Source organism: Photorhabdus hindustanensis, assembly GCF_002968995.1.
Lineage (GTDB): Bacteria > Pseudomonadota > Gammaproteobacteria > Enterobacterales > Enterobacteriaceae > Photorhabdus > Photorhabdus akhurstii.
Genome location: NZ_PUWT01000008.1, coordinates 180715 through 201832, shown reverse-complemented (window position 1 = coordinate 201832; position 21118 = coordinate 180715). Strand labels below are relative to the sequence as shown.

15 protein-coding genes and 3 pseudogenes are annotated in these 21118 nt (G+C 42.0%); 10 read left to right on the top strand and 8 right to left on the bottom strand.

The annotated features are described in order from the left end of the window. Positions 1–229 precede the first annotated feature (229 nt). Complete coding sequence (metE, locus tag C6H66_RS04230) at positions 230–2506, bottom strand: 5-methyltetrahydropteroyltriglutamate--homocysteine S-methyltransferase (protein WP_105394876.1); 2277 nt, start codon at positions 2504–2506, stop codon at positions 230–232. Positions 2507–2614: 108 nt separating this feature from the next. On the opposite strand from metE, the gene metR reads away from it, so the two are divergent. Then, positions 2615–3571 carry an HTH-type transcriptional regulator MetR gene (gene metR, locus C6H66_RS04225; protein ID WP_105394875.1) on the top strand — a complete coding sequence of 319 codons (957 nt, stop codon included), beginning with the start codon at positions 2615–2617 and terminating at the stop codon, positions 3569–3571. Between the two features lie 194 nt (positions 3572–3765). On the opposite strand, the gene C6H66_RS04220 is transcribed toward metR, so the two are convergent. Next, on the bottom strand, positions 3766–5415 hold the full coding sequence (locus C6H66_RS04220) for a Na+/H+ antiporter (protein WP_046396333.1): 1650 nt from the start codon (positions 5413–5415) through the stop codon (positions 3766–3768). A gap of 273 nt (positions 5416–5688) precedes the next feature. After that, positions 5689–7035 (bottom strand): NCS2 family permease, encoded by a 1347-nt coding sequence (locus C6H66_RS04215; RefSeq protein ID WP_105394874.1) that lies wholly within the window; start codon positions 7033–7035, stop codon positions 5689–5691. Between the two features lie 492 nt (positions 7036–7527). On the opposite strand from C6H66_RS04215, the gene C6H66_RS04210 reads away from it, so the two are divergent. After that, complete coding sequence (locus tag C6H66_RS04210) at positions 7528–7764, top strand: type II toxin-antitoxin system CcdA family antitoxin (protein WP_046396331.1); 237 nt, start codon at positions 7528–7530, stop codon at positions 7762–7764. A gap of 2 nt (positions 7765–7766) precedes the next feature. Next, the gene (locus C6H66_RS04205; protein ID WP_046396330.1) at positions 7767–8081 is read left to right on the top strand and encodes a CcdB family protein; all 315 of its coding nucleotides are present in this window, start codon (positions 7767–7769) and stop codon (positions 8079–8081) included. A gap of 50 nt (positions 8082–8131) precedes the next feature. On the opposite strand, the gene C6H66_RS04200 is transcribed toward C6H66_RS04205, so the two are convergent. The 4 genes from C6H66_RS04200 to C6H66_RS04190 all read right to left on the bottom strand — a co-directional run bounded on the left by C6H66_RS04200 (position 8132) and on the right by C6H66_RS04190 (position 11911). After that, positions 8132–9328 carry an MFS transporter gene (locus C6H66_RS04200; RefSeq protein WP_046396329.1) on the bottom strand — a complete coding sequence of 399 codons (1197 nt, stop codon included), beginning with the start codon at positions 9326–9328 and terminating at the stop codon, positions 8132–8134. 108 nt (positions 9329–9436) lie between these two features. Beyond that, the gene (locus C6H66_RS04195; protein ID WP_105394873.1) at positions 9437–10189 is read right to left on the bottom strand and encodes a sulfite exporter TauE/SafE family protein; all 753 of its coding nucleotides are present in this window, start codon (positions 10187–10189) and stop codon (positions 9437–9439) included. A gap of 784 nt (positions 10190–10973) precedes the next feature. Then, a complete protein-coding gene (locus C6H66_RS25790; RefSeq protein ID WP_181150141.1) occupies positions 10974–11117 on the bottom strand; it encodes a hypothetical protein in 144 nt (47 codons plus the stop codon). Positions 11118–11581: 464 nt separating this feature from the next. After that, entirely contained in the window at positions 11582–11911 is a 330-nt protein-coding gene (locus tag C6H66_RS04190) for a hypothetical protein (protein WP_105394872.1), read from the bottom strand. A 125-nt stretch (positions 11912–12036) separates the two neighbouring features. Between C6H66_RS04190 and C6H66_RS27580 the strand changes: the two are divergent. Further along, positions 12037–12261 (top strand): annotated as a pseudogene (locus C6H66_RS27580) (IS4 family transposase); the annotation flags it as partial. Between the two features lie 78 nt (positions 12262–12339). Here C6H66_RS27580 and C6H66_RS04185 read toward each other — a convergent pair. Then, positions 12340–13287, bottom strand: a complete 948-nt coding sequence (locus tag C6H66_RS04185) for a 2OG-Fe(II) oxygenase family protein (protein ID WP_105394871.1) — start codon at positions 13285–13287, stop codon at positions 12340–12342. A gap of 211 nt (positions 13288–13498) precedes the next feature. On the opposite strand from C6H66_RS04185, the pseudogene C6H66_RS04180 reads away from it, so the two are divergent. From C6H66_RS04180 to fecA, 6 genes and pseudogenes are all read left to right on the top strand, one after another. After that, positions 13499–13676 (top strand): annotated as a pseudogene (locus C6H66_RS04180) (transposase); the annotation flags it as partial. Positions 13677–13715: 39 nt separating this feature from the next. Further along, positions 13716–13826, top strand: a pseudogene (locus tag C6H66_RS04175) (hypothetical protein); the annotation flags it as partial. 559 nt (positions 13827–14385) lie between these two features. Beyond that, entirely contained in the window at positions 14386–15117 is a 732-nt protein-coding gene (locus C6H66_RS04170) for a coiled-coil domain-containing protein (RefSeq protein ID WP_105394870.1), read from the top strand. 2010 nt (positions 15118–17127) lie between these two features. Then, positions 17128–17655 (top strand): ferric citrate uptake sigma factor FecI, encoded by a 528-nt coding sequence (fecI, locus tag C6H66_RS04160; protein WP_046395763.1) that lies wholly within the window; start codon positions 17128–17130, stop codon positions 17653–17655. A 1-nt stretch (position 17656) separates the two neighbouring features. Next, the gene (gene fecR / locus C6H66_RS04155; protein WP_105394869.1) at positions 17657–18622 is read left to right on the top strand and encodes a ferric citrate uptake sigma factor regulator FecR; all 966 of its coding nucleotides are present in this window, start codon (positions 17657–17659) and stop codon (positions 18620–18622) included. Between the two features lie 85 nt (positions 18623–18707). After that, complete coding sequence (fecA, locus tag C6H66_RS04150; RefSeq protein WP_105394868.1) at positions 18708–21068, top strand: TonB-dependent Fe(3+) dicitrate receptor FecA; 2361 nt, start codon at positions 18708–18710, stop codon at positions 21066–21068. The last annotated feature ends 50 nt before the right edge of the window (positions 21069–21118 follow it).

The window sequence follows — 21118 nt, the reverse complement described above, 5'->3', positions numbered from 1 at the left end:
ATTATTAAGTTTCTATTACAATGCTTCCATCTTGTTAATACCCGAGTTATTTTGTTAATAAAATGTACTTTTACAAATACCAATATGGCATATATAAGTTACTAAAAGTTTGGTAATAGAAAAGATCCCGGCTAAGCTCGCATCACTATGCACTACTGCAAGAAAAAAAGATTATTTTATGAAAAATGCCTATCACCAATTAAAGGTGACAGGCAAATTGTTGGATGAGTTATTTCACTGATTCACGAAGACGTTTCGCCGCTTGTACCATGTTTGCCAGTGACTGGCGAGTTTCAGTCCAACCTCGGGTTTTCAAACCACAATCCGGGTTAACCCACAAGCGTTCGACCGGAATACGATCAGCCGCTTTACGTAGCAGTGCTTCAATCCATTCAACACTAGGTACGTTAGGTGAATGAATGTCATAAACACCCGGCCCGATCTCATTCGGATAAGAGAAGTTTTCGAATGAATCCAACAACTCCATATCTGAACGGGAAGTTTCAATGGTAATCACGTCCGCATCTAATGCTGCGATGGAAGGCATGATGTCATTGAACTCGCAATAACACATATGAGTGTGAATCTGTGTGTCATCTTTAGCAATTGCAGCATTCAATTTAAATGCCTCTACTGCCCAATCAAGATAAGCCTGCCACTCTTCCCGGCGCAGTGGTAAACCTTCCCGCAATGCTGGCTCATCGATCTGGATGATACCAATACCCGCTTCTTGCAAATCGTCCACTTCATCACGCAGCGCCAATGCAATCTGCTTAGCAATCGTCTCGCGGCTGACATCCTCCCTTGGGAATGACCAGCAGAGAATTGTCACCGGACCGGTTAACATCCCTTTGACAGGTTTCTCCGTCAGTGATTGAGCATATTTAGCCCATTCTACCGTGATAGCTTCAGGACGGCTGACGTCACCAATAATCACCGGTGGCTTAACGCAGCGGGAACCATAGCTCTGAACCCAGCCATTTTGCGTAAAGACAAAACCGTCGAGGTGTTCACCGAAGTACTCCACCATGTCGTTACGTTCAGCTTCGCCATGAACCAATACATCTAATCCTAAACGTTCCTGTTCGTTAATTGCCTGCTTAATATGTTCACTGATATTGGTGCGATAGCTGGCGCCATCTACCCGGCCTTTTTTGAAATCCAAACGCAAGCCACGAATTTCCGTCGTTTGCGGGAACGATCCAATGGTTGTTGTCGGCCACAATGGCAAGTTATAGCGCTGACGCTGTATTTCCGCACGCTGTGGATATGGCTGATTACGCTCGCTGTCCTGTGGATTAATTGCTGCAAGGCGTTCAGTAACAGCCTGATTATTTACCCGTTTAGATTCACGACGGGCACGGATTGGCGCACTGTAAGCATCCAATTCCGCTTGTTTACCGCCTTCTGGCTGATTCAATGCCGCAGCCAGCAGGGCTAACTCTTCACATTTCTGCAATGCGAACGCAAACCAGCTTTTCACCTCGGCATCAAGCGCAGTCTCATCATTCAGATCAATAGGACTGTGCAGAAGAGAACAGGAAGAACCGATCCACAATGTACGGCTATCTACCAATGGCTTAATCAACTGATGTTTAGCGGTTAAATCAGCACGCCATACATTACGACCATTAATCACACCAAGGGAAAGCACCCACTCTTTTGGCAATGACTCATTCAGTTGCGCGATATCATCTTGACCAGCAACCAGATCCACATGCAGCCCTTGTACCGGCAAGGATTTGATCGTTTCTAGATTGTGACCAACGCTATCGAAATAGGTAGTCAGCAATAATTTAACCTGTCCTTGAAGCGCCTGATAAGCAACCGGATAAGCGGCTAACCACTCTGCTGGCAGTTCCAGTACCAACGCAGGTTCATCAATCTGAACCCACTCGATACCACGTCTAGCTAACTCAGCTAATACTTGCTGATAAACAGGAAGAATATCTTTCAATAAAGAGAGACGATCAAATACCTGACCTTTCACTTTACCCAGCCACAGGTAAGTTACCGGCCCCAGTAAAACTGGTTTCACTTGATGACCCAGAGCCAACGCTTCATCTACTTCTTCTAATAACTGAGTCCAACTCAGTTTAAATTCCTGCCCTTGCTGAAATTCCGGCACGATATAGTGGTAGTTAGTATTAAACCATTTAGTCATTTCCGCGGCGGCGGCAGGTTCACCCGTCGGCGCACGACCGCGAGCAATACGGAACAGTGTATCTAGATCAATCGTGCCATCTGGATTCTGGTGACGCGGCGGCACATTACCGAGCAGTAAACTAGTGGTTAGAACATGATCATACCAAGCGAAATCACCAACCGGCACTAAATCAACACCAGCCTGCTTTTGTTGTTCCCAGTGACGGGCACGTAACTCTCGGCCAGTTTCCAATAATTCTTGCTGAGAAATTTTCCCTGCCCAATAGTTCTCCTGAGCCTTTTTGAGTTCTCTTTTCAAACCGATACGTGGAAAGCCAAGTGTGTGATTAATAATCGTCATTTCATTATCCCGTCATTTTTAGCCGTCTAGATGTTTACACATCCATAATCAACAGGTAAGGTATAAACCACAAGCGCAATTTATTCATTATCATCCTGAAGGTTTCTCATGATCGAAATAAAACATCTAAAAACACTACAATCATTGAGTCATTGCGGTTCATTAGCAGCGGCAGCCAATCATCTGCATCAAACACAATCCGCTTTGTCTCATCAGTTCAGCGATCTTGAACATCGCCTTGGCTTCCGGCTGTTCATCCGTAAAAGTCAACCGCTTCGCTTCACGCCACAGGGTGAAATTTTATTACGACTAGCAGAACAAGTGCTTCCTCTGGTTCAAAATGCACTCCGCGAATGTAAAGAGCCGGGCCAAACAAATCTACGTATCGCCATTGAATGCCATAGTTGTATTCAATGGCTGACACCAGCACTCAAGCATTTCCGAGAAACCTGGCCCCAAGTCAATGTGGATTTCAAATCCGGCGTTACTTTTGATCCACAGCCATCATTACTGCAACGGGAATTGGATGTCGTTTTAACATCAGATATTCTCCCGGAGAGTCATTTGCACTACACACCGCTATTTGATTATGAGGTCAAACTGGTTGTCGCTCCGGATCACCCTCTGGCAAATAAATTGCACATTCAGCCAAAAGATTTAATTGATGAAACCTTGATGATCTACCCCGTTCAGCGTCAGCGATTCGATATCTGGCGGCGTTTCTTGCAACCTGCGGGGGTTGCCCCTACGTTGAAAAATGTGGATAACACGCTGTTACTGATCCAAATGGTCGCTGCCCGCATGGGAATCGCAGCCCTGCCACATTGGGTTGTTGAGACATTTGAAAGGCAAGGGTTAGTGGTAACTAAAACACTGGGAGAAGGTTTATGGAGCAGACTGTACGCTGCCGTTCGTGAAGGCGAGCAGTATCAGCCTGAAACTGATGCATTTATCCATTCCGCTCGTCAACACGCGATGGATAATCTGCCATTCGTAAAAGGAATTGCAAAACTAAACGTTGATGATCCCAGAACAACACAGCAACCAACCCCCCTCCAATGGTAAATTTTGCCAACCATTCCACCGGAACCAACGTATGATTCATTATTGCCAGGGGGTTCCGGTATCCATGATGGAAAAACTCATGCCACCAGCCAGACACGAGTAAACACCACAAATCAGCTATCAACCTGACAGGTGAGATATTCACCGATCAGGCTGAATAAAGTGATTCGCAAGATTGTCATGACAACCAAATATCAGTGCTCTTTCTGTACCAGTAGAGCTTCCAGTAAATCCAAATCATGCAGTAAGGTTTGCAGTGTCTCATTACTGATTTTTCTGGTTGCACGCAGATGATACAACTCACCACGCTCTGCCCTTAATGCAGTCAGACGAAAACGACGTTCCAAATCTTCCACTAGCAGATTATGTTCTATCTCATCCTGCCCCACAGTACGGCGACGCAAATAACCAATTACCCTGGAAGCAACTTCAGTAATAACCTCAGCATCCAATTGCTCTTCGGGACTAGCAGAAAGACGCTCTTCCATCTTATTCATACTGACAATCGCCACTTCTGCCATCGCTGCCCGCGCCATTCGTACCTCACTGACATCTGCCTCTTTATCAGAAGCTTGAATGCCCCGTAACAGGAATGGCAAAGAGAGAACTCCAATTAACAACGAGAACAGAATGACTCCCGCGGCAATAAAGATAAGCTGATAACGGGCCGGGAACGGCGTACCATCCGCCAGAAACAGAGGTACAGACAGTGCACCGGCAAGCGTGATTGCTCCACGAACTCCGGCAAAAGATGCCAGCCATAATTCACGAGTGGTATAAGTCGCAAAATTCAGTGGATTTTTTTTCATAAAAACTTTGCTGATATTCTTCATCAGCCATAACCAGCAGAAACGCAGCAGTAGAAGAGCGCCATAAATCACTGCGACCGCGGCGAACAGCATCCAGGTTTCAACGGTCGGATCAAGTTCTGCCTGTACAACGGAAGTTTGCCAGATCCCCGGCAATTGCAGGCCCAACATGATAAACACCAAACCGTTAAACACGAACGCCAGCATTGACCAGACACTATCAGCGCGTAAACGCATCGCTAATGGCGCATTACGGATAACCCCAGATTTACTGATAGTCATACCCGCGGCAACCGCAGCCAAGATACCGGAAACGCCAATATGTTCCGCAATCAAATAGGAAGCAAACGGCAACAGCAACATGAAAACAATTTGGGTTGCTGGATCGCCACCGCTCCAACGATTCATTAAACGCAGGGATTTACTGTACAACCAGGTTACTGCAATACCGGATAACAAACCGCCAATAGCAACCTTGACGAATTCTATGGTCATGCCAGTAACAGAAAATGCCATCGTTCCCATTGCTATCGCTACAGCGAACTTTAAGGCTACCAGGCCGGAAGCATCGTTCATTAACGCTTCCCCTTCCATCACATTCATCATGCGCTTAGGCATGCGCCTTTTTCCGACAATGGACGATAAAGCCACCGCATCCGTTGGCGATAGCACAGCAGCAAGGGCAAAAGCAGCAATTAACGGAATGCCTGGCATCAGCCAATAAATCAGATAACCAATACCGACAACAGTAACCAGCACTAATACCAGCATCAGTATGAAAATTTCCCGTCCGTACTGGAAAAACTCTCTGGTTGGCATTTTCCAGCCATCAACGAATAACAAAGGAGGAATTAGCAGAACGAGGAATAGCTCAGGATTAAAAGTAACATGTAAGCCAAAGTGTGGCCAAGCCAGCAATGCTCCCATTGCAATCTGCATTAACGGCAGAGGTATGCGGAACGGAATCACTTTAGTCAGAACACCAGAAACTGAAACCACCAAAATCAAGATCAGAATAGTAAAGAATATTTCCATGTTGCCCTTACAATTTACCTAAGAACCGTTGGTATACAGATTGAAACTCTCTTTCTTCCCGTTAACACAAAAACAGTGAGAATAAATCTTAAGACTAAAATAACTGAATCAATCGAAAAAGGTAGATACACACGGAGCCGTATCCGAAAGAATTGCAGGAATATTGTAAACTAATCAGATAAATAGCGGGGGAAATAATTGAGAATTTAAAAGTAATCGCAAGAAATGGCAAAGTGCGCAGGAGTGAACACCGCTTACGCACTTTTTAATCAATCAAATAGCCCAATCACCAGCATAAAATGCTACTAAAGCGATAGTAATTACCACTGTACCGATATTCAATTTGCGCCATTCACCGGAACAGACACGCCCAACAACCAGCGAACTGAAACCCAACATAATACCGGTTACAATATTGCAGGTCAGAACAATAAAGACCGCACAAAGCATACCGGACATCGCCCCAACAAAATCGTCGAAATCCAGCTTTCTGACATTACTCAGCATCAGCAAACCAACATACATCAGCGCTGGCGCAGTGGCATACGCCGGTACAAGATAGGAAAGTGGAGAAAAGAACAAAATTAACAGAAACAGGATACCGACAACTGTTGCAGTTAAACCTGTTTTACCGCCGGCTGCGGTACCCGCGGCTGATTCAATATATACCGCAGCCGGAGAAGCGCCGATAGCACCGGCAAAAATACTACTAACCGAATCGGCAGTTAGCGCTTTACTGCCATTAATAATCTGCCCGCCTTTATCCAACAGATTCCCTTGCCCTGCTACCGCACGGATGGTACCGGTGGCATCAAACACCGCAGTCATTACCAACGCCAACACACTAGGTAACACAATTGGCTGCAAAGCCCCGATAATATCCATACTAAAAATCAAGGACAGACCGTCATCGCCCAGACTTGGTACCTTAAAAAACCCTTGATATTTCACTGCCGGATCAAAAATCAGCCCAATAACAGAAATCACCACGATCACTAACAACACACCACCGGGAACTTTCAATTTTTCCAGGCCAAAAATAACAGCCAGCCCAAGCAGAGTCATCACAACCGGAAAAGAGGTGAACGATCCCAGAGCAACAGGCAGACCTTCCAGTGGATTCTTAATGACCAGACCAACACCATTTGACGCAATCAGTAACAAAAACAGCCCAATACCAATCCCTGCACCATGCGCAATACCCATTGGTATATTGCGTAAAATCCAAGAACGAATACCGGTAACAGAAATCACCGTAAACAAGCACCCCATCAGAAATACCGCACCGAGTGCAACCGGGATAGTGATTTGCTGCCCTAAAACCAAGCTAAAGGCAGTAAATGCAGTCAACGAAATTGCACAACCAATTGCCATTGGCAAGTTAACCCACAACCCCATTAACAAAGAACCAAAACCGGCAACCAGACAAGTCGCAATAAAGACAGCAGTATGGGGAAAACCAGCTTGCCCTAACATCCCCGGTACAACGATGACTGAATAAACCATCGCCAAGAAAGTTGTGATCCCTGCCAGAATTTCACGGCGTACCGTTGTGCCACGTTCGGTCAATTTAAAATACTTATCCAGTTTGCATTTAACTGGTGCCTGAATGCCTGACATGTCATTCCCCTGCATTATGTTCATAGTACTTCTTCTGCTTCCTAATCAAACGAAAACGATTACCTTGCTTAATAACGCAACACTTAATGAATATTGCACCAATCGGTTCAACAAAACATAAAAGCAATCGTTTGGCTTTCAGAATAGAAAACAGAGAGAGAATTTAAGGCGAAAGATTATCCAGTGATCATAGTGTCGAAATCAATAGCTAACAGTATTATTTCACCAAACATTAGAAGAACGACTTCTGGAGATTAAACTTTTTACGATAGTTAATCACAATGTTTCAGCCTTAGACGACAAGGAAGATCCAACAGTTTCACCATGAAATGAATTTCATTTGCAGTTATTGTGAGCCGGACGAAATGAAATGCGAGCCGTTACAAGTAACGAATGGTAACGCTGAACAAGCCGAAAAAACCGACATTCAGAACTACAATTCGTGTCCATATACGTGTAAACTACACGCACACTCAATACCGGAGATAAATCATGACAGTAAGACAACGCAACACACAGAGCGTCACAATGACTGTAGAACGAGGCTTACTGAACCGGGCGCGTGAAGCAGGTATTAACTTTAGTGCCACACTGACCGCCGCCTTGGATGCCGAATTACGCCATCGCGAGGCGCTGAAATGGCAGGAAGATAATAGGGAAGCTCTGGAGGTATTAAACCGTTTCCATGACGAACATGGTTGTTTCAGTGATGAATACAGGACATTTTAGCGATGCAATTCACCGTTTATCGTAATACTGGGAAAACTGTTGTTTATCCCCTGTTGCTGGACGTCACGAGTGACATTATCGGGCAGTTAAACCGCCGAATTGTGATCCCACTGCTGCCAATTGAAAAATATCCTGACAGCAGTCGCCCTGTTCGAATGATCCCTCTTATCAGGCTGATAGACGATAAAGAATATGCTGTCATGACTCACGAACTAGCCAGTATATCTGTTCATGCTTTGGGTGCTGAATTTTGCGATGCATCGCAATACTGTAATCAGGTAAAAGCGGCACTCGATTTCCTCTTTGACGGTATTTAAGTTGGATAAGTGCTGACTGCCATTCACAGCCAGCTTTTACACCGGTACAACTATCGACTGAACACTTCACTTTTATTACTTTTATCACTTTGTGGATTAAACCGATCCATCGTTGAAATCAGAAACAGTGCTGCAATGATGACAAGCAGAACAGGTAAACCTGATGACGTCATTGAACTCGCTATACCGGCAAGCAGCGGCCCAAACAAACTCCCAATCCCCCACAACATAGCCGCCGCCGCATTAGCCACTATCAGATCATTTCCTGAAAAATACTGACCAATTTGGACCAATGCAATGGTGTAGATAGCCCCCGCAGTTGCCCCTAAAGCAATCAACAGAGGCCAGATAAGATAGTGATGCGCCATAGCGAATGGCAGTAACGTACTTGCTCCGAGCGTTGCTACACCACAAATCTGGTACAAACGCATACGATTCATATGATCCGCCAGCCAACCAAACGGGAGCTGCATCAATGCATCGCCAGCAAGAACAACACTTATCATTAGTGCAGCTACGGCTTCGGCATACCCACAACTCATTCCGTAGATGGGTAGCATCGAAAGAATGGTCCCGTCGAAAAAGGAAAAAAACAGCACACCACCACAGATCGCCGGTGCAACCCTCACAAATTGCACAATAGAGAAATTGGATTGCTTACTGTGTTGCGGCAATTTATCGCCTTTCTTCTGATCTACCATGACAAAAAGCACCAGAGAGAAGATATGAATCAGAGTACAAATCAGTATCGGCGTTTTATCTGCAATACCATAAAAAGCAATGATAGAAGGGCCAAACAACTGACTGATAGTAAAAACCGTCGTATAAACAGCCAATACCCTGCCTCGTTTATTCTCTTCAGAGAGTTCATTAATCCAGGTTTCACCTAGACAGATCATTAACCCGTTAGCAGCGCCAGTCATTAGCCGCAGAGGAAAAAGCAACTCCATCGGCAACGAACCCAAAAGTGGGAGCAAACTGCCGGCAGAAACCCCTGTTGCAATCATCATGGCGTGTTTCTTACCTACCAGAGCTACAATTTTCTGGACTACCGGAGCACTCAAAAGAACCCCCAACGCCGGAGCCGCAGAAATTAAACCAATGTACAACTCATCAATACCTTGGCTATTCAAGCGTAACGCTATCATTGGGATCGTCAAACCAATGACAATGCCAATAACAGCGACACTCGTGGTAATAGTAAAAATGGCAAAAAAATTATTATTTCTATAATCACGACTGTTCATTTTATTTATGCCTATCCAGCAAAAATAGAAAGAATAAATATGAAATGAACTGAAAACAACAAATTAATAATATTATATTGAATATATTAATTCTGATTGGTTACTATTTCAAATAGTAAATATATAACGATATATCAGCATTAACCCCGAAGCCAGCACAATAATATTGATAAACTTCAAGAATGTTTCTCTGGAGATTTTCAATGTCACCTGGCGGCCAAAATAGATTCCCAACAACATGGCTGGAATAAATACCAGTATCAATAACAAAAATGAAGTGTCCAGATAGATACCCATGACAACAAAAATAATCACTCTCGTCAGAGTACTGAAACCAATTAAAGTTGTCTGAGTGATCCTGAAAATCTCCTTATCTGATATCCGCCCGGTTAGATAAATTGCATAAAGAAAACCCCCACTACCAAACAGCGCACTAAAAATACCGCCACTCAGGCCAAATGGAATAGCGGCTTTAGCGGGGAATTGACGGTAGGTTTTACTGAAAAATAGCGAATAAATTGAATAGAAAACAACAAATAACCCTAACACCAGAACTAAAACATTAGGTCGGGCCATCAATAAAATAGCGGCGCCAATCAAGCTACCGACAACCATTAATGGAATAACTAACTTGATCTCACTAAACTCTGATTTCTTACCCTCTCTGGTAATATTAATCACTGCGGCAGTCAAATCCACCAACGCAAGCATAGGAACAATTTTCGCTACAGGAATATAAAATGCCAGAATTGGGCTAGCAATAAGTGCAGAACCAAACCCGGCCATACCAAAAACCAGATAAGCAAAGAAAACGACAAAAATGCAAATAAGCAGATCAGGCCATGCCAGTAGATGTAACATTTCTATTTCTCTGAAAACGGTTTTCAAACTAAAGTGATCATTTTCCCAATACTAATAGTTTTTCCTGTCATTTGTCAGGCCAATCTACAAAAAATGGGACACACTAGTTAAAGATGTACTTCATGTACACATGATGCTGGTATGGTCCTGATGGAAAAATAACATATTGAAATTACAATCAATTAAAAATATTTACTAGCAATAAATCACTTACCGTATATTGGGAACATATAAGGGTATTGGCAAGATAAAAGCGATACCACCAACAAACCAGAGGGCGATCTTTAAAAGAATGGTATTTCGTTAGATTGGATTGATATTGTTATTAATACCATTCATACAACGATGGTGAAAGCTCCGACGGATTAACCCGTCAAGATTACAACGGTTTAACAGGTATTTAAGCGTTAATCGAGCGAGAAAATAGTTTTTAAAAACGACGACATAAACTGATTTTAGCATGTTAAAAACATAAAAAGAGATAAACGGTTTAAATCAAATCATAGCAAAGAAATGCTATTCAACGGGTTAAAACAGGGTAAAACAAGTTTAAACTGACGTATTTAAGAGTCTGTACATTATTCTGTTAAATCATTTATCTGGGGATTTTGTTATGCTGATTTTTTTCATCAACTATTTAACTGGTTTATAAAAAACTTTACCCTCCGATTAAAAACGTTATTAAAGCGCTTCATTTTTAAAAATAGATTAACGGATTAACGAACTCATATTATCATTTATCTTTTTCCCCGGAAACATAAATATAACCAAACCAGTTTTTTTCTCAGCTTCCATTAATGGCTTTATAATGGGCAGGTTTTAAACCATTATTAAAAGTCATTTTTTTAACCGCTGATTTTAAGTAGCATAAAACTTTAACAGTTGTTTTTACCACTTTTAACGCTTGCTTTTTACTAAGTTTAATCATTATGAAATATCTTATTTTACGTTTACCTAGTGCAGATTACCCCGGCTTTTTATCTTTAATGACACTATTTTATCGATAATTTAAATCAGTTTTTATAAGTCACCACCATTTATTTTTCTAAATAAATTAGCCGGTAAATAATCTGATGATATAAAGATACCCCTTTGTGTTTTTTTCAGATACTCACTTCTCTTTCAGAGCTTAAATCCTACCAGATTGACCATTTTATCCTTTCTTTATTGCATCATTTTTACAGTTTTCTTCATAAAATAATGGTGAGAAAATACTTTCATATCATTCTGTTCGAATAATATTATTTTACATGCTGGTTTCTTTTCAACTCTCTGTTAATAAACTTAGACTCAATCAATCATTCTTATTAAAAATTAACTTATTTAATAAATTAATTAATTAAAGTTACACCATCCCTGCATTTGTATTTTTAAATAGCCATAGCAGGTTAGTTAAAATATAAAATAATAGAATAACACCATTACCGACAAATACATTAAACATAGTAGTAAAAAGGTTTTCATTGGATAGTTCATGTAAATATAATCGTTTTTTCCATTTACCAACCTGTATTTAACCCCCTCCATTTTCATTAAATTAGCACTTGGGTTTTTATTTTTCCTGTATTTAATTTTTTTAGGTTTAAAATCAGATAGGATAATAGGTATGTTAATGATATTAAAATCAACGCCAATACGGTTAATGTGGTTAATCAATTTAAAACCCGTTTCCTCTGGTATTTTCTCTTTCAATATCAATATAACATCAAGTTTTTTATCCACTTTTAAAAATCCTTAATCACTTCTTTTTAACTTTTTTCTGGTATTTACGGCTGTAGTATTAGCCTACAACGTGGTGTATGCCCCGCGAAAGAAGGCGAAGCTCAAGACGTTGGCGCAGGTGGCGGGCCGGGGTATCTCCACTACCTATCAGTTTTATTCAGGCATGACGAGATATTCAGGATGAAGTTTTGTGGTGTGCGATTGCTGCTCCCGGCACCATTCCAAAAAACTCAGAGCACTGAGGGAAAGCGTTAAGCAGTATAATTTTGCCTGAAAAAAGAAAACGGCCCAAAAGCAGGACCGTTCGTATGTCGAAAACCCGCTACCCCATTCAAAACATGCTTAACTGAATGGTGTTATCCTTGCGATGGCTTCTCCTATCCCGCTTGCCCCGCCAGTTACAACCACTCGTTTACTTTCAAATCTCCTCACTTGGCGCTCTCCTCAAATACGGGGTTATAAGTTGCATTTATTTTGCTGCGAAGATATGGGAAATCCCGAGTCAGTTGTGAAATCAGATGATTACCAATATTAAAATCAGGTTCGCCTGGCCGTTTTAGATGTGTATCAGGGTTAAGGTTCATAAAGAATGCAAAACTATATCGTTCATCACCATTAGCCAACACCCGGTGAATAAGTGAGCGAATTTCTCCATTTGAAAGTACTTCCAGTACATCGCCCGCAATTAGTAATAGAGAGTTTTTCATTGCAGGTACGGCCTGCCAAGGCTCGTTATTATTCATTCTATAGAACAGTCCCGGAGAATCCTGCAATAAAAGAGTGAAAAACTCATAGTCTGTATGGGCACCCATGCTGGATGCCTGTTGGATTTCTTCTGGTTCATGCGAAAGATAATGAATCAGTCGGAGCTGGCTTGCTGGATTACAGGTTGCATCAACAATGTTGATTTCATGATGGCTGTAATGTGATATGAGCGCAGAAGTGATCAAACGCCCAAGTGAAAGCGAAAAATCAAAATACCTATCGATAACCTCGCTTGCATTTAAAACCTGTCTTGGATAGCGATTTTCTCCGCTCAGAATCCATTCAGGCGCACCACCTGCGGGGCCAATATCAAACGCCTCGTACACTCGATCCTTTTCATCTGCATATTGTCCTTTCTCAGTAACCGGAACGTATCCTCGATGACCGTCAGAGTTACCAATATAAAACTGCATTTTAATTTCGTCTGGCAAATCAAATAGTTGCTGAGCAACACGCTTTAGATGTACGGACCCAATGACAAAAGCTGGATCAGTAATATTAGTGATGTGAATATGTCCGAACTTTTTCAAAATTCTAATAAACTGGCTGACTTCAAAATGGCCAGTAGAAATATCCTTATACTCTATGACTGGTACTTGTTGAATCTTCATCTTGTGATACCCTATTTGGTAATTTCAAGGATTCGCTACTTTATTAGCAATATAATTAGCAATATACGCAGAAATCATGTTTGAAGTATTCATGATTCAAATTTTCCAACAGTCTCATATCCAGATCTATCTCTGTACCTATTTCGATTTATCCTCTGCTTGGCCTCCTGGAGCATATTTGAGTATATTCGAATTCAGCAAATGCCAACAGACCAGTATGGCGTTTATTGATTCCACCAAAATAGCGGTCTGCCATAACCTGCTCATCCCCCGAAATCGCGTCTTTGTTGGCGTAGCTCGTCGGGGAAAAACCAGCACAGTCTGGTTTTAAACTTCATTTAGTCATCAATGATTGTGGTGAACTTTTAGCGGTCAAATTCACGCCAGGCAAATAACAACTTGACACTTAGAAGGGCATCGCGGAATGTCGGTTTGATGCCAAACCCGCTGGAATCAGGGCATTGTTTAACAATCAGCTTGATCCGGTTCGCACGGCAGAGTTGCGCGACAGAATGTTGGCGGTTGGGCTATTAATATGATGAATTTCATTTGCAATTAATTTGAGCCGAAAAAACGGATAAATGCGAGTCCGCTGAATTTTAAACGCGAGCTGTTACACATAGTACCCTTGCCTCTTTTCCCAGATTCTAAAACCACATTGATAGACAAAAACGGCTTTTCTTAATAATACCTGTTTTACCACGTTCAGGATAAAGCATATTTACTTCTACTTGAATGAGAGAAAGTTTCTGTAACCCTTTGCTTTCAGATAGCACGAAGGCCAGACTCGAAAAAAAACAAAAAAATTTGTTAATTTTTAACTATAAAATTAATAAAAAAAAACCACATTGACTACCAAACAACCACCTACAAAGATCTTGGATTAAAAAAAAATTCATAAAGAATCTAAAAGAAGTATAGGTAATTCAATATAAGAAAATTGATTACATCTCAGACGTAAGATTAATATCTTACTTTACAAAGAATAATTTCGGAAAAGGAAAAAATTTTTTACTAGGAAAAAGTGAAGCACAACGTTTATCATAAGGCATTGAAGAATATGTTAATAAAAATAAAACAATAAGTAATAATGAAAGAATGACAAGATTGAGAAATTTGTTATCAGAATTTCTTGATAAAATTGATTACGGTAGTGAAATAATAAATGAATTCTTAACTGAAACTAGAGACGGAAGGCTGTTCTTAGATAAATATTTTGATAAAAATAGAGATTTTCTACTCAAAGAGAAAAACAAAGAATTAGAAGATCAATTCGAATCCAAAAAATCATCATTGAATAATGAATTAAAGGATCATGAACGATTAATTCTTCAAAAGAAAGAAGAGTTAAATAACGAAATAAAAAACATTGAAATAGAGAAAAAGAAAGCAAAAGAAAGAATAGATGAAATAAAAAATCAATCCGATGAAGATGCTCACCAAGTTCTTTTAGAAAAACAAAAGGAACTAACTGAGCAAAACTCAAAACTTGAGCACTCAATTCAAGAGAACGAAAAAATAATCGATAATTTTTTATCCACTCAAGAGCAAATCAATGAATTCAATACATTAGACAAAGAAATAGAATATTTAAAAAGACGAAAGCAAGAAATTGAAACCGAAAATAGAGTCATTGAGAATGCTTTAAAAACCCAAGAAGCCATGCTCGAATCACCTCAACTTCCTGACAAACTCGCTGAAATCAGCACATTGACCACTATCCTTCGAGGGGAGAAAAGAAAAAATGCCCTGGCTCTAAGTGAGCCTACGAAGATTAAACCCTCAGAACTTAAATTAGATAAAAGTAACAGAAGTGATTACACAATTTAAATTATAGTCTCGTATTCTGTTAAATCATTTATCTGAGGTGTTTTCATGCCGATTTTTTTCATCGACTATTTAACTGGTTTATAAAAAACTTTATCCTCCGATTGAAAACGTTATTAAAGCGTTTCATTTATAAAAATAGATTAACGGACTCATATTCTCATTTATTTTTTCCGAAAACATAACCAAACTAATTTTCATTTCCACGTTGCTATTAATGGCTTTATAATTGGCATGTTTTAAACCATTATTAAAAACCATTTTTTTAACCGCTGATTTTAATTAGCATAAAACTTTAACAATTGTTTTTACCACTTTTAACGCTTGCTTTTTACTAAGTTTAATCATTATGAAATATCTTATTTTACGTTTACCTAGTGCAGATTACCCCGGTTTTTTTATCTTTAATGACACTATTTTATCGATAATTTAAATCTGTTTTTATAGATCATAATCCTTTATTTTTTCACACAAATTAACCAGTAAATAACTTGATAATATTAAAGATACCCCTTTGTGTTTTCTCGGATAACCACCTCTTTTTCAGGGCTTAAACCCTGACAAATTAACCGTTTTATCCCTTTTTTATTACATTATTTTTTACAGCTTGCTTCACAAAATGACGGTAAGAAAATACTTTTATATCACCCTGTTAGGATAATATTATTTTACGTGCCAGTTTCTTTTTAACTCTTCGTTAATGGATTTAGATTAAATGCAAGCAACCATTACCATAAATGAAAATTTATTTACAAAATCAAAAAATTAAACAAAACACCCATATATTTTCGTTTTTAAATAGCCATAGCAAGTTAGTTAAATATAAAATAATAGAATAACACCATTGCTGATAAATACATTAAACATGGTAGTAAATAGGCCGTTTTTAGTCACCCTTCACATTTTAAAAACCTCGCATTAATGGAGCACCTGTTTTTTTAACTCTTAGCTGATTAATCACTGTTAAAAACAAGCGTATAACAAAGAAAAGAATACGCAGGTAAAAAGAGATAGTGAACCACGTTAATAAAGATGATAAACCTGTAAAGTAATTCCCATTCCGAGGTTTTTCATATTTTTAAATAAAAATTCATTTAACAAATGGTTTTCATTAGATAGTTTATGCAAATATAATAGTTTTTTTCATCTCCTAACGCGGTTTAAAACCAGAAAGGGTAAAAGGTATGTTAATGGTATTAAAATCAACGCCCATTTCTTTAATAAATTTTAATCCCGTTAATCCCGTTAATCCCGTTAATCCCGCTAATCCCGCTAATCCCGCTAATCCCGCTAATCCCGCTAATCCCGTTAATCCCGTTAAATGTTTTGATATAACATCGTATTATTGGGTTAACACTGTTATTTTATCACTTTGGTTAATCAATTTAAAACCTGTTTTCTCCGATGTTTTCTTTTTCAATGTCAATATAGCATCAGATTTTTACCCGCTTTTAAAAATCCTTAATCACTTCTTTTTACCTTTAATGATTTAAGTTTTTACCTATTTATTCATGATACGCTGGCCTCTTTTCCAGATTTTAAAACCACACTGATAGACAAAAGCGATTTTTCTTAATACCTGTTTTATCACGTTCAGGATAAGACGTATTTACTTTTACTTGAATGAGAGAAAATCTTTATAACCCTTTGCTTTCAGATAGCCGAAAAACGATAAACCACACAGTCTAACCCGAGCAAATCGGGATCTGCGGAGTAAGTAAAAAGCGCTCTTTAGGTTAATTAGCTCAGTGTATAAATCCACTTTCTGGTCGGTCATATCGACTTTCGCCTTTCTTTACCGCTCTTTTATGACAGGCTTCAGTTTTTTTCCAACCGTAGCTCAATCTTCATTAACCGCTTTCTCCAACATTTTAACAAAACAGAGATAGGTCTCCAGACTATGCTGACTTAAGTTACGTCAATATGAAATAAAAAACCTTCGTAATGATTGTAACGATAACTATTCTCACATTAAGATGATACCGTGATTATTGATTTTTGATGTTATAGGTTATGTCTGACCACATTGTTGTTTCCGCTAACGCTGAGCTAACCCTTGAATCGCTTTATGGCGCGCATCATGGCTGGCTGAAAAACTGGCTCACGCGCAAACTGCAATCGTCCTTTGACGCTGATGACGTAGCACAGGATACCTTCCTGCGCGTGATGGCCGGCGACTCGCTACAAACCATTCGCGACCAAAAATCTTTCCTCTGCACGATCGCCAAAAGGGTAATGATAGATCTGTTTCGCCGCAACGCGCTGGAAAAAGCCTATCTGGAACTGCTGGAGCAACGGCCCGAGGTGTTTATGCCCTCACCGGAAATCCGTCAGTGTCAACTTGAGACACTCCAGCAAATCGACCAGATGATCGATGGTCTTAGCAACAAAACGCGCCAAGCGTTTTTACTGTCTCAGCTTGAAAATCTGACTTACAGCGACATTGCTTCACGCCTCAATGTGTCCGTCAGTTCGGTGAAAAAATATATGGCCAAAGCCACTGAACACTGCCTGCTGTTTCGCCTGGAGCATGGACTCTGATATGAATACCATGTTGACCCATTCTCGCCGCCAGGCATTAAAATCGGCATCGCACTGGTATGCAGTACTGAGTAGCGATCAGGTAAGTCCGCTGCAAACTGAAAAATGGCAACGCTGGTACGAACAGCATCAAGATCATCAGTGGGCATGGCAACAAGTGGAAAATCTGCGCAACCAGATGCTTGTAGTACCAGGTAATGTGGCAAGCCACGCACTTCAGGAAACTCACCTGTCGCGACGCAGGGTGATGAAAGGCATATTGTTGTTACTAGGAGCCGGCGGTGGCTGGCAACTGTGGTATTCGGAAGTGGGAGAAGGTCTGCGGGCTGATTACCATACTGCTAAAGGGGATGTCCAGCATCATCGACTGAGCGATGGTACGCTGCTTACACTCAATACCGACAGTGCCGTAGATGTCCATTTTACCCCTCAACAACGTGTGGTACATCTCCGGTATGGCGAAATTGCTATCACTACCGGGCACGATACCGAGGCAAAACTGTTGCGTGTACAAACCCGCCATGCACAACTGACCGCGCTAGGCACCAAGTTTACGGTTCGTCAGGAAGCCAACACCACACTACTTAGCGTGCAGCAACATGCCGTAGAGGTGATACTGACCGGTACCGACCATAAATGTATTGTGCGTCAGGGTGAAAGCCTAAGATTCAGCGCCACCGATTTTGGTGAACTGACCGCGGCAACCGACGAAGACAACGCGTGGACGCAGGGTATACTAAGCTTCAGCGATAAGCCACTGAGTGAAGTGATAGCAACCCTCGCCCGCTATCGAAGCGGCATATTACGCTGCGACCCGGCCGTCGCCTCGCTACGGTTAAGCGGTACTTTCCCGATAAAAAATACCGATACGATATTATCCGTCATTGGGAAAACACTTCCCGTTAAAATTCAATATATTACGCGGTACTGGGTAAATGTTCTGCCTGTAGAAAAATCGTTAACGTAAAAAATAATCATTTTCAATTGTCCCTTTTTGTTTCCTCGTTCGACTTCATAAATGAATACAGCAACAAAATGATTATGGAGACGTTATGATGCCTTTACGTGCACAGCCACTGCGCGCGCTTCACAAAGCAACACCGCTGGTAATGGCGATTCGTTTGAGCCTGTTACCGGTGGCTTGCCTAACCTCAGGGATAACGTATGCTGCGGTAGAGCCAGCTAGCGTACACTATGACATTAATGCAGGAGAACTGGATAAAGTTCTTAATCAGTACTCCACCCACGCCGGTATTACCCTTTCAGTCGATGCCAGCTTAACCCACGGCAAACAGAGTAGTGGTCTACACGGCAATTACTCCATCACCGATGGGTTGAACACCTTGCTGGCCGGCACTGATTTGCAGGTAAAAACATTGGGCAATAACACGTTCACACTCGAATCCGTCCCTGCTGCGCAGGAAGACGTGCTGACCGTGGTAGGCGACTGGCTAGGTAGTGCGCGTGAAGCTGACGTGTTTGAACATGCAGGCGCACGTGATGTCATCCGCCGGGAAGATTTTGCGAAAACAGGCGCAACCACAATGCGTGAAGTGCTGAACCGCATTCCCGGCGTCAACGCACCGGAAAACAACGGTACCGGCAGCCACGATCTGGCGATGAACTTTGGCATTCGTGGCCTGAACCCACGTCTCGCTAGCCGCTCTACGGTTCTGATGGATGGCGTTCCGGTACCCTTCGCGCCTTACGGCCAGCCACAGCTATCGTTAGCGCCCGTATCTCTCGGCAACATGGACGCAATAGATGTGGTACGCGGCGGCGGCGCTGTGCGCTACGGGCCGCAAAGCGTAGGTGGTGTGGTGAATTTCGTGACCCGCGCTATCCCGCAGAATTTTGGTATTGACGCAAGCGTAGAAGGCCAGCTTAGTCCCACATCCTCACAAAATAATCCAAAAGAAACCCATAATCTGATGATTGGCGGTACGGCAGATAACGGTTTCGGCACAGCGCTTCTCTACTCCGGCACACGCGGCAGCGACTGGCGCGAGCACAGCGCCACGCACATTGACGACGTGATGCTCAAAAGCCGCTATGCACCCAATGAAGTACATACCTTCAACAGCCTACTGCAATATTATGATGGCAGCGCGGATATGCCCGGCGGCCTTTCACGCGCAGATTACGATGCCAATCGCTGGCAATCCACTCGCCCGTATGACCGCTTCTGGGGCCGCCGTCAGCTCGCAAGTCTCAGCTATCAGTATCAACCCGACCAACAGCACAAATTCAATATTCAGGGCTTATATACTCATACCTTGCGCAGCGGCTATCTTGAACAAGGCAAGCGCATTACCCTTTCCCCACGAGAATACTGGGTGCGCAGCATCGAACCTCGCTATAGCCAGCTCTTCAATTTAGGTCCTTCGGCCCACGAAGTAGGAATTGGCTACCGTTATGTGAATGAATCCAGTCACGAAATGCGTTACTACACCGCCACCCGCAGCGGCGAACTACCTAGCACATCTAGCCCTTATGACCGTAATACCCGCTCCGGCACCCAAGCACACGCTTGGTATATTGACGACCGCATTGATATCGGCAACTGGACCATCACGCCGGGGATACGATTCGAACATATCAAATCCTTCCAAAACAACAATGTGAAAGGCACCCGCCAAGAAGTAAGTTACGATGCGCCGTTGCCCGCACTCAATGTTCTTTATCATATTACTGATAGCTGGAATCTTTACGCCAATACGGAAGGTTCATTTGGCACCGTACAGTACAGCCAAATTGGCAAGGCGGTGAAAAGCGGCAATGTAGAACCGGAAAAGGCGCGAACTTGGGAAGTTGGAACTCGCTACGATGACGGCGCATTAGCAGCGGAAATGGGGCTGTTTCTGATTAACTTCAACAATCAGTATGACTCCAACCAAACTAACGATACCGTTACGGCACGTGGAAAAACCCGACACACAGGGCTGGAAACTCAGGCACGTTATGATCTTTCCGAACTTACTCCCAAACTGAATAACGTTTCGGTTTACGCCAGCTACACGTATGTCAACGCGGAAATTCGTGAAGAAGGTGACACCTACGGGAATCAAGTGCCATTCTCACCGAAACATAAAGGCGCATTTGGCATAGATTACAAACCGGGTAACTGGACCTTCAACCTCAACAGTACATCCCAATCCAGCCAGTTTGCTGATAACGCTAATACCGTGCAGGAAAGCGCGAATGGCAGCACTGGTCGCATTCCGGGCTTTATGTTGTGGGATACCCGCGTGGCGTATGACTTCGGTCCACAAATGGCTAATCTGAGTCTGGCCTTTGGGGTGAAAAACATCTTTGACCACGAGTATTACACCCGTTCCTATGATGATAATAACAAAGGCATCTACGCCGGGCAGCCACGTACGTTCTACATGCAGGGTTCTGTAAAATTCTAACGTTACATTAATCCGTTCGCCGGGCTATTGCCCGGCTTTGCTATTTCTGG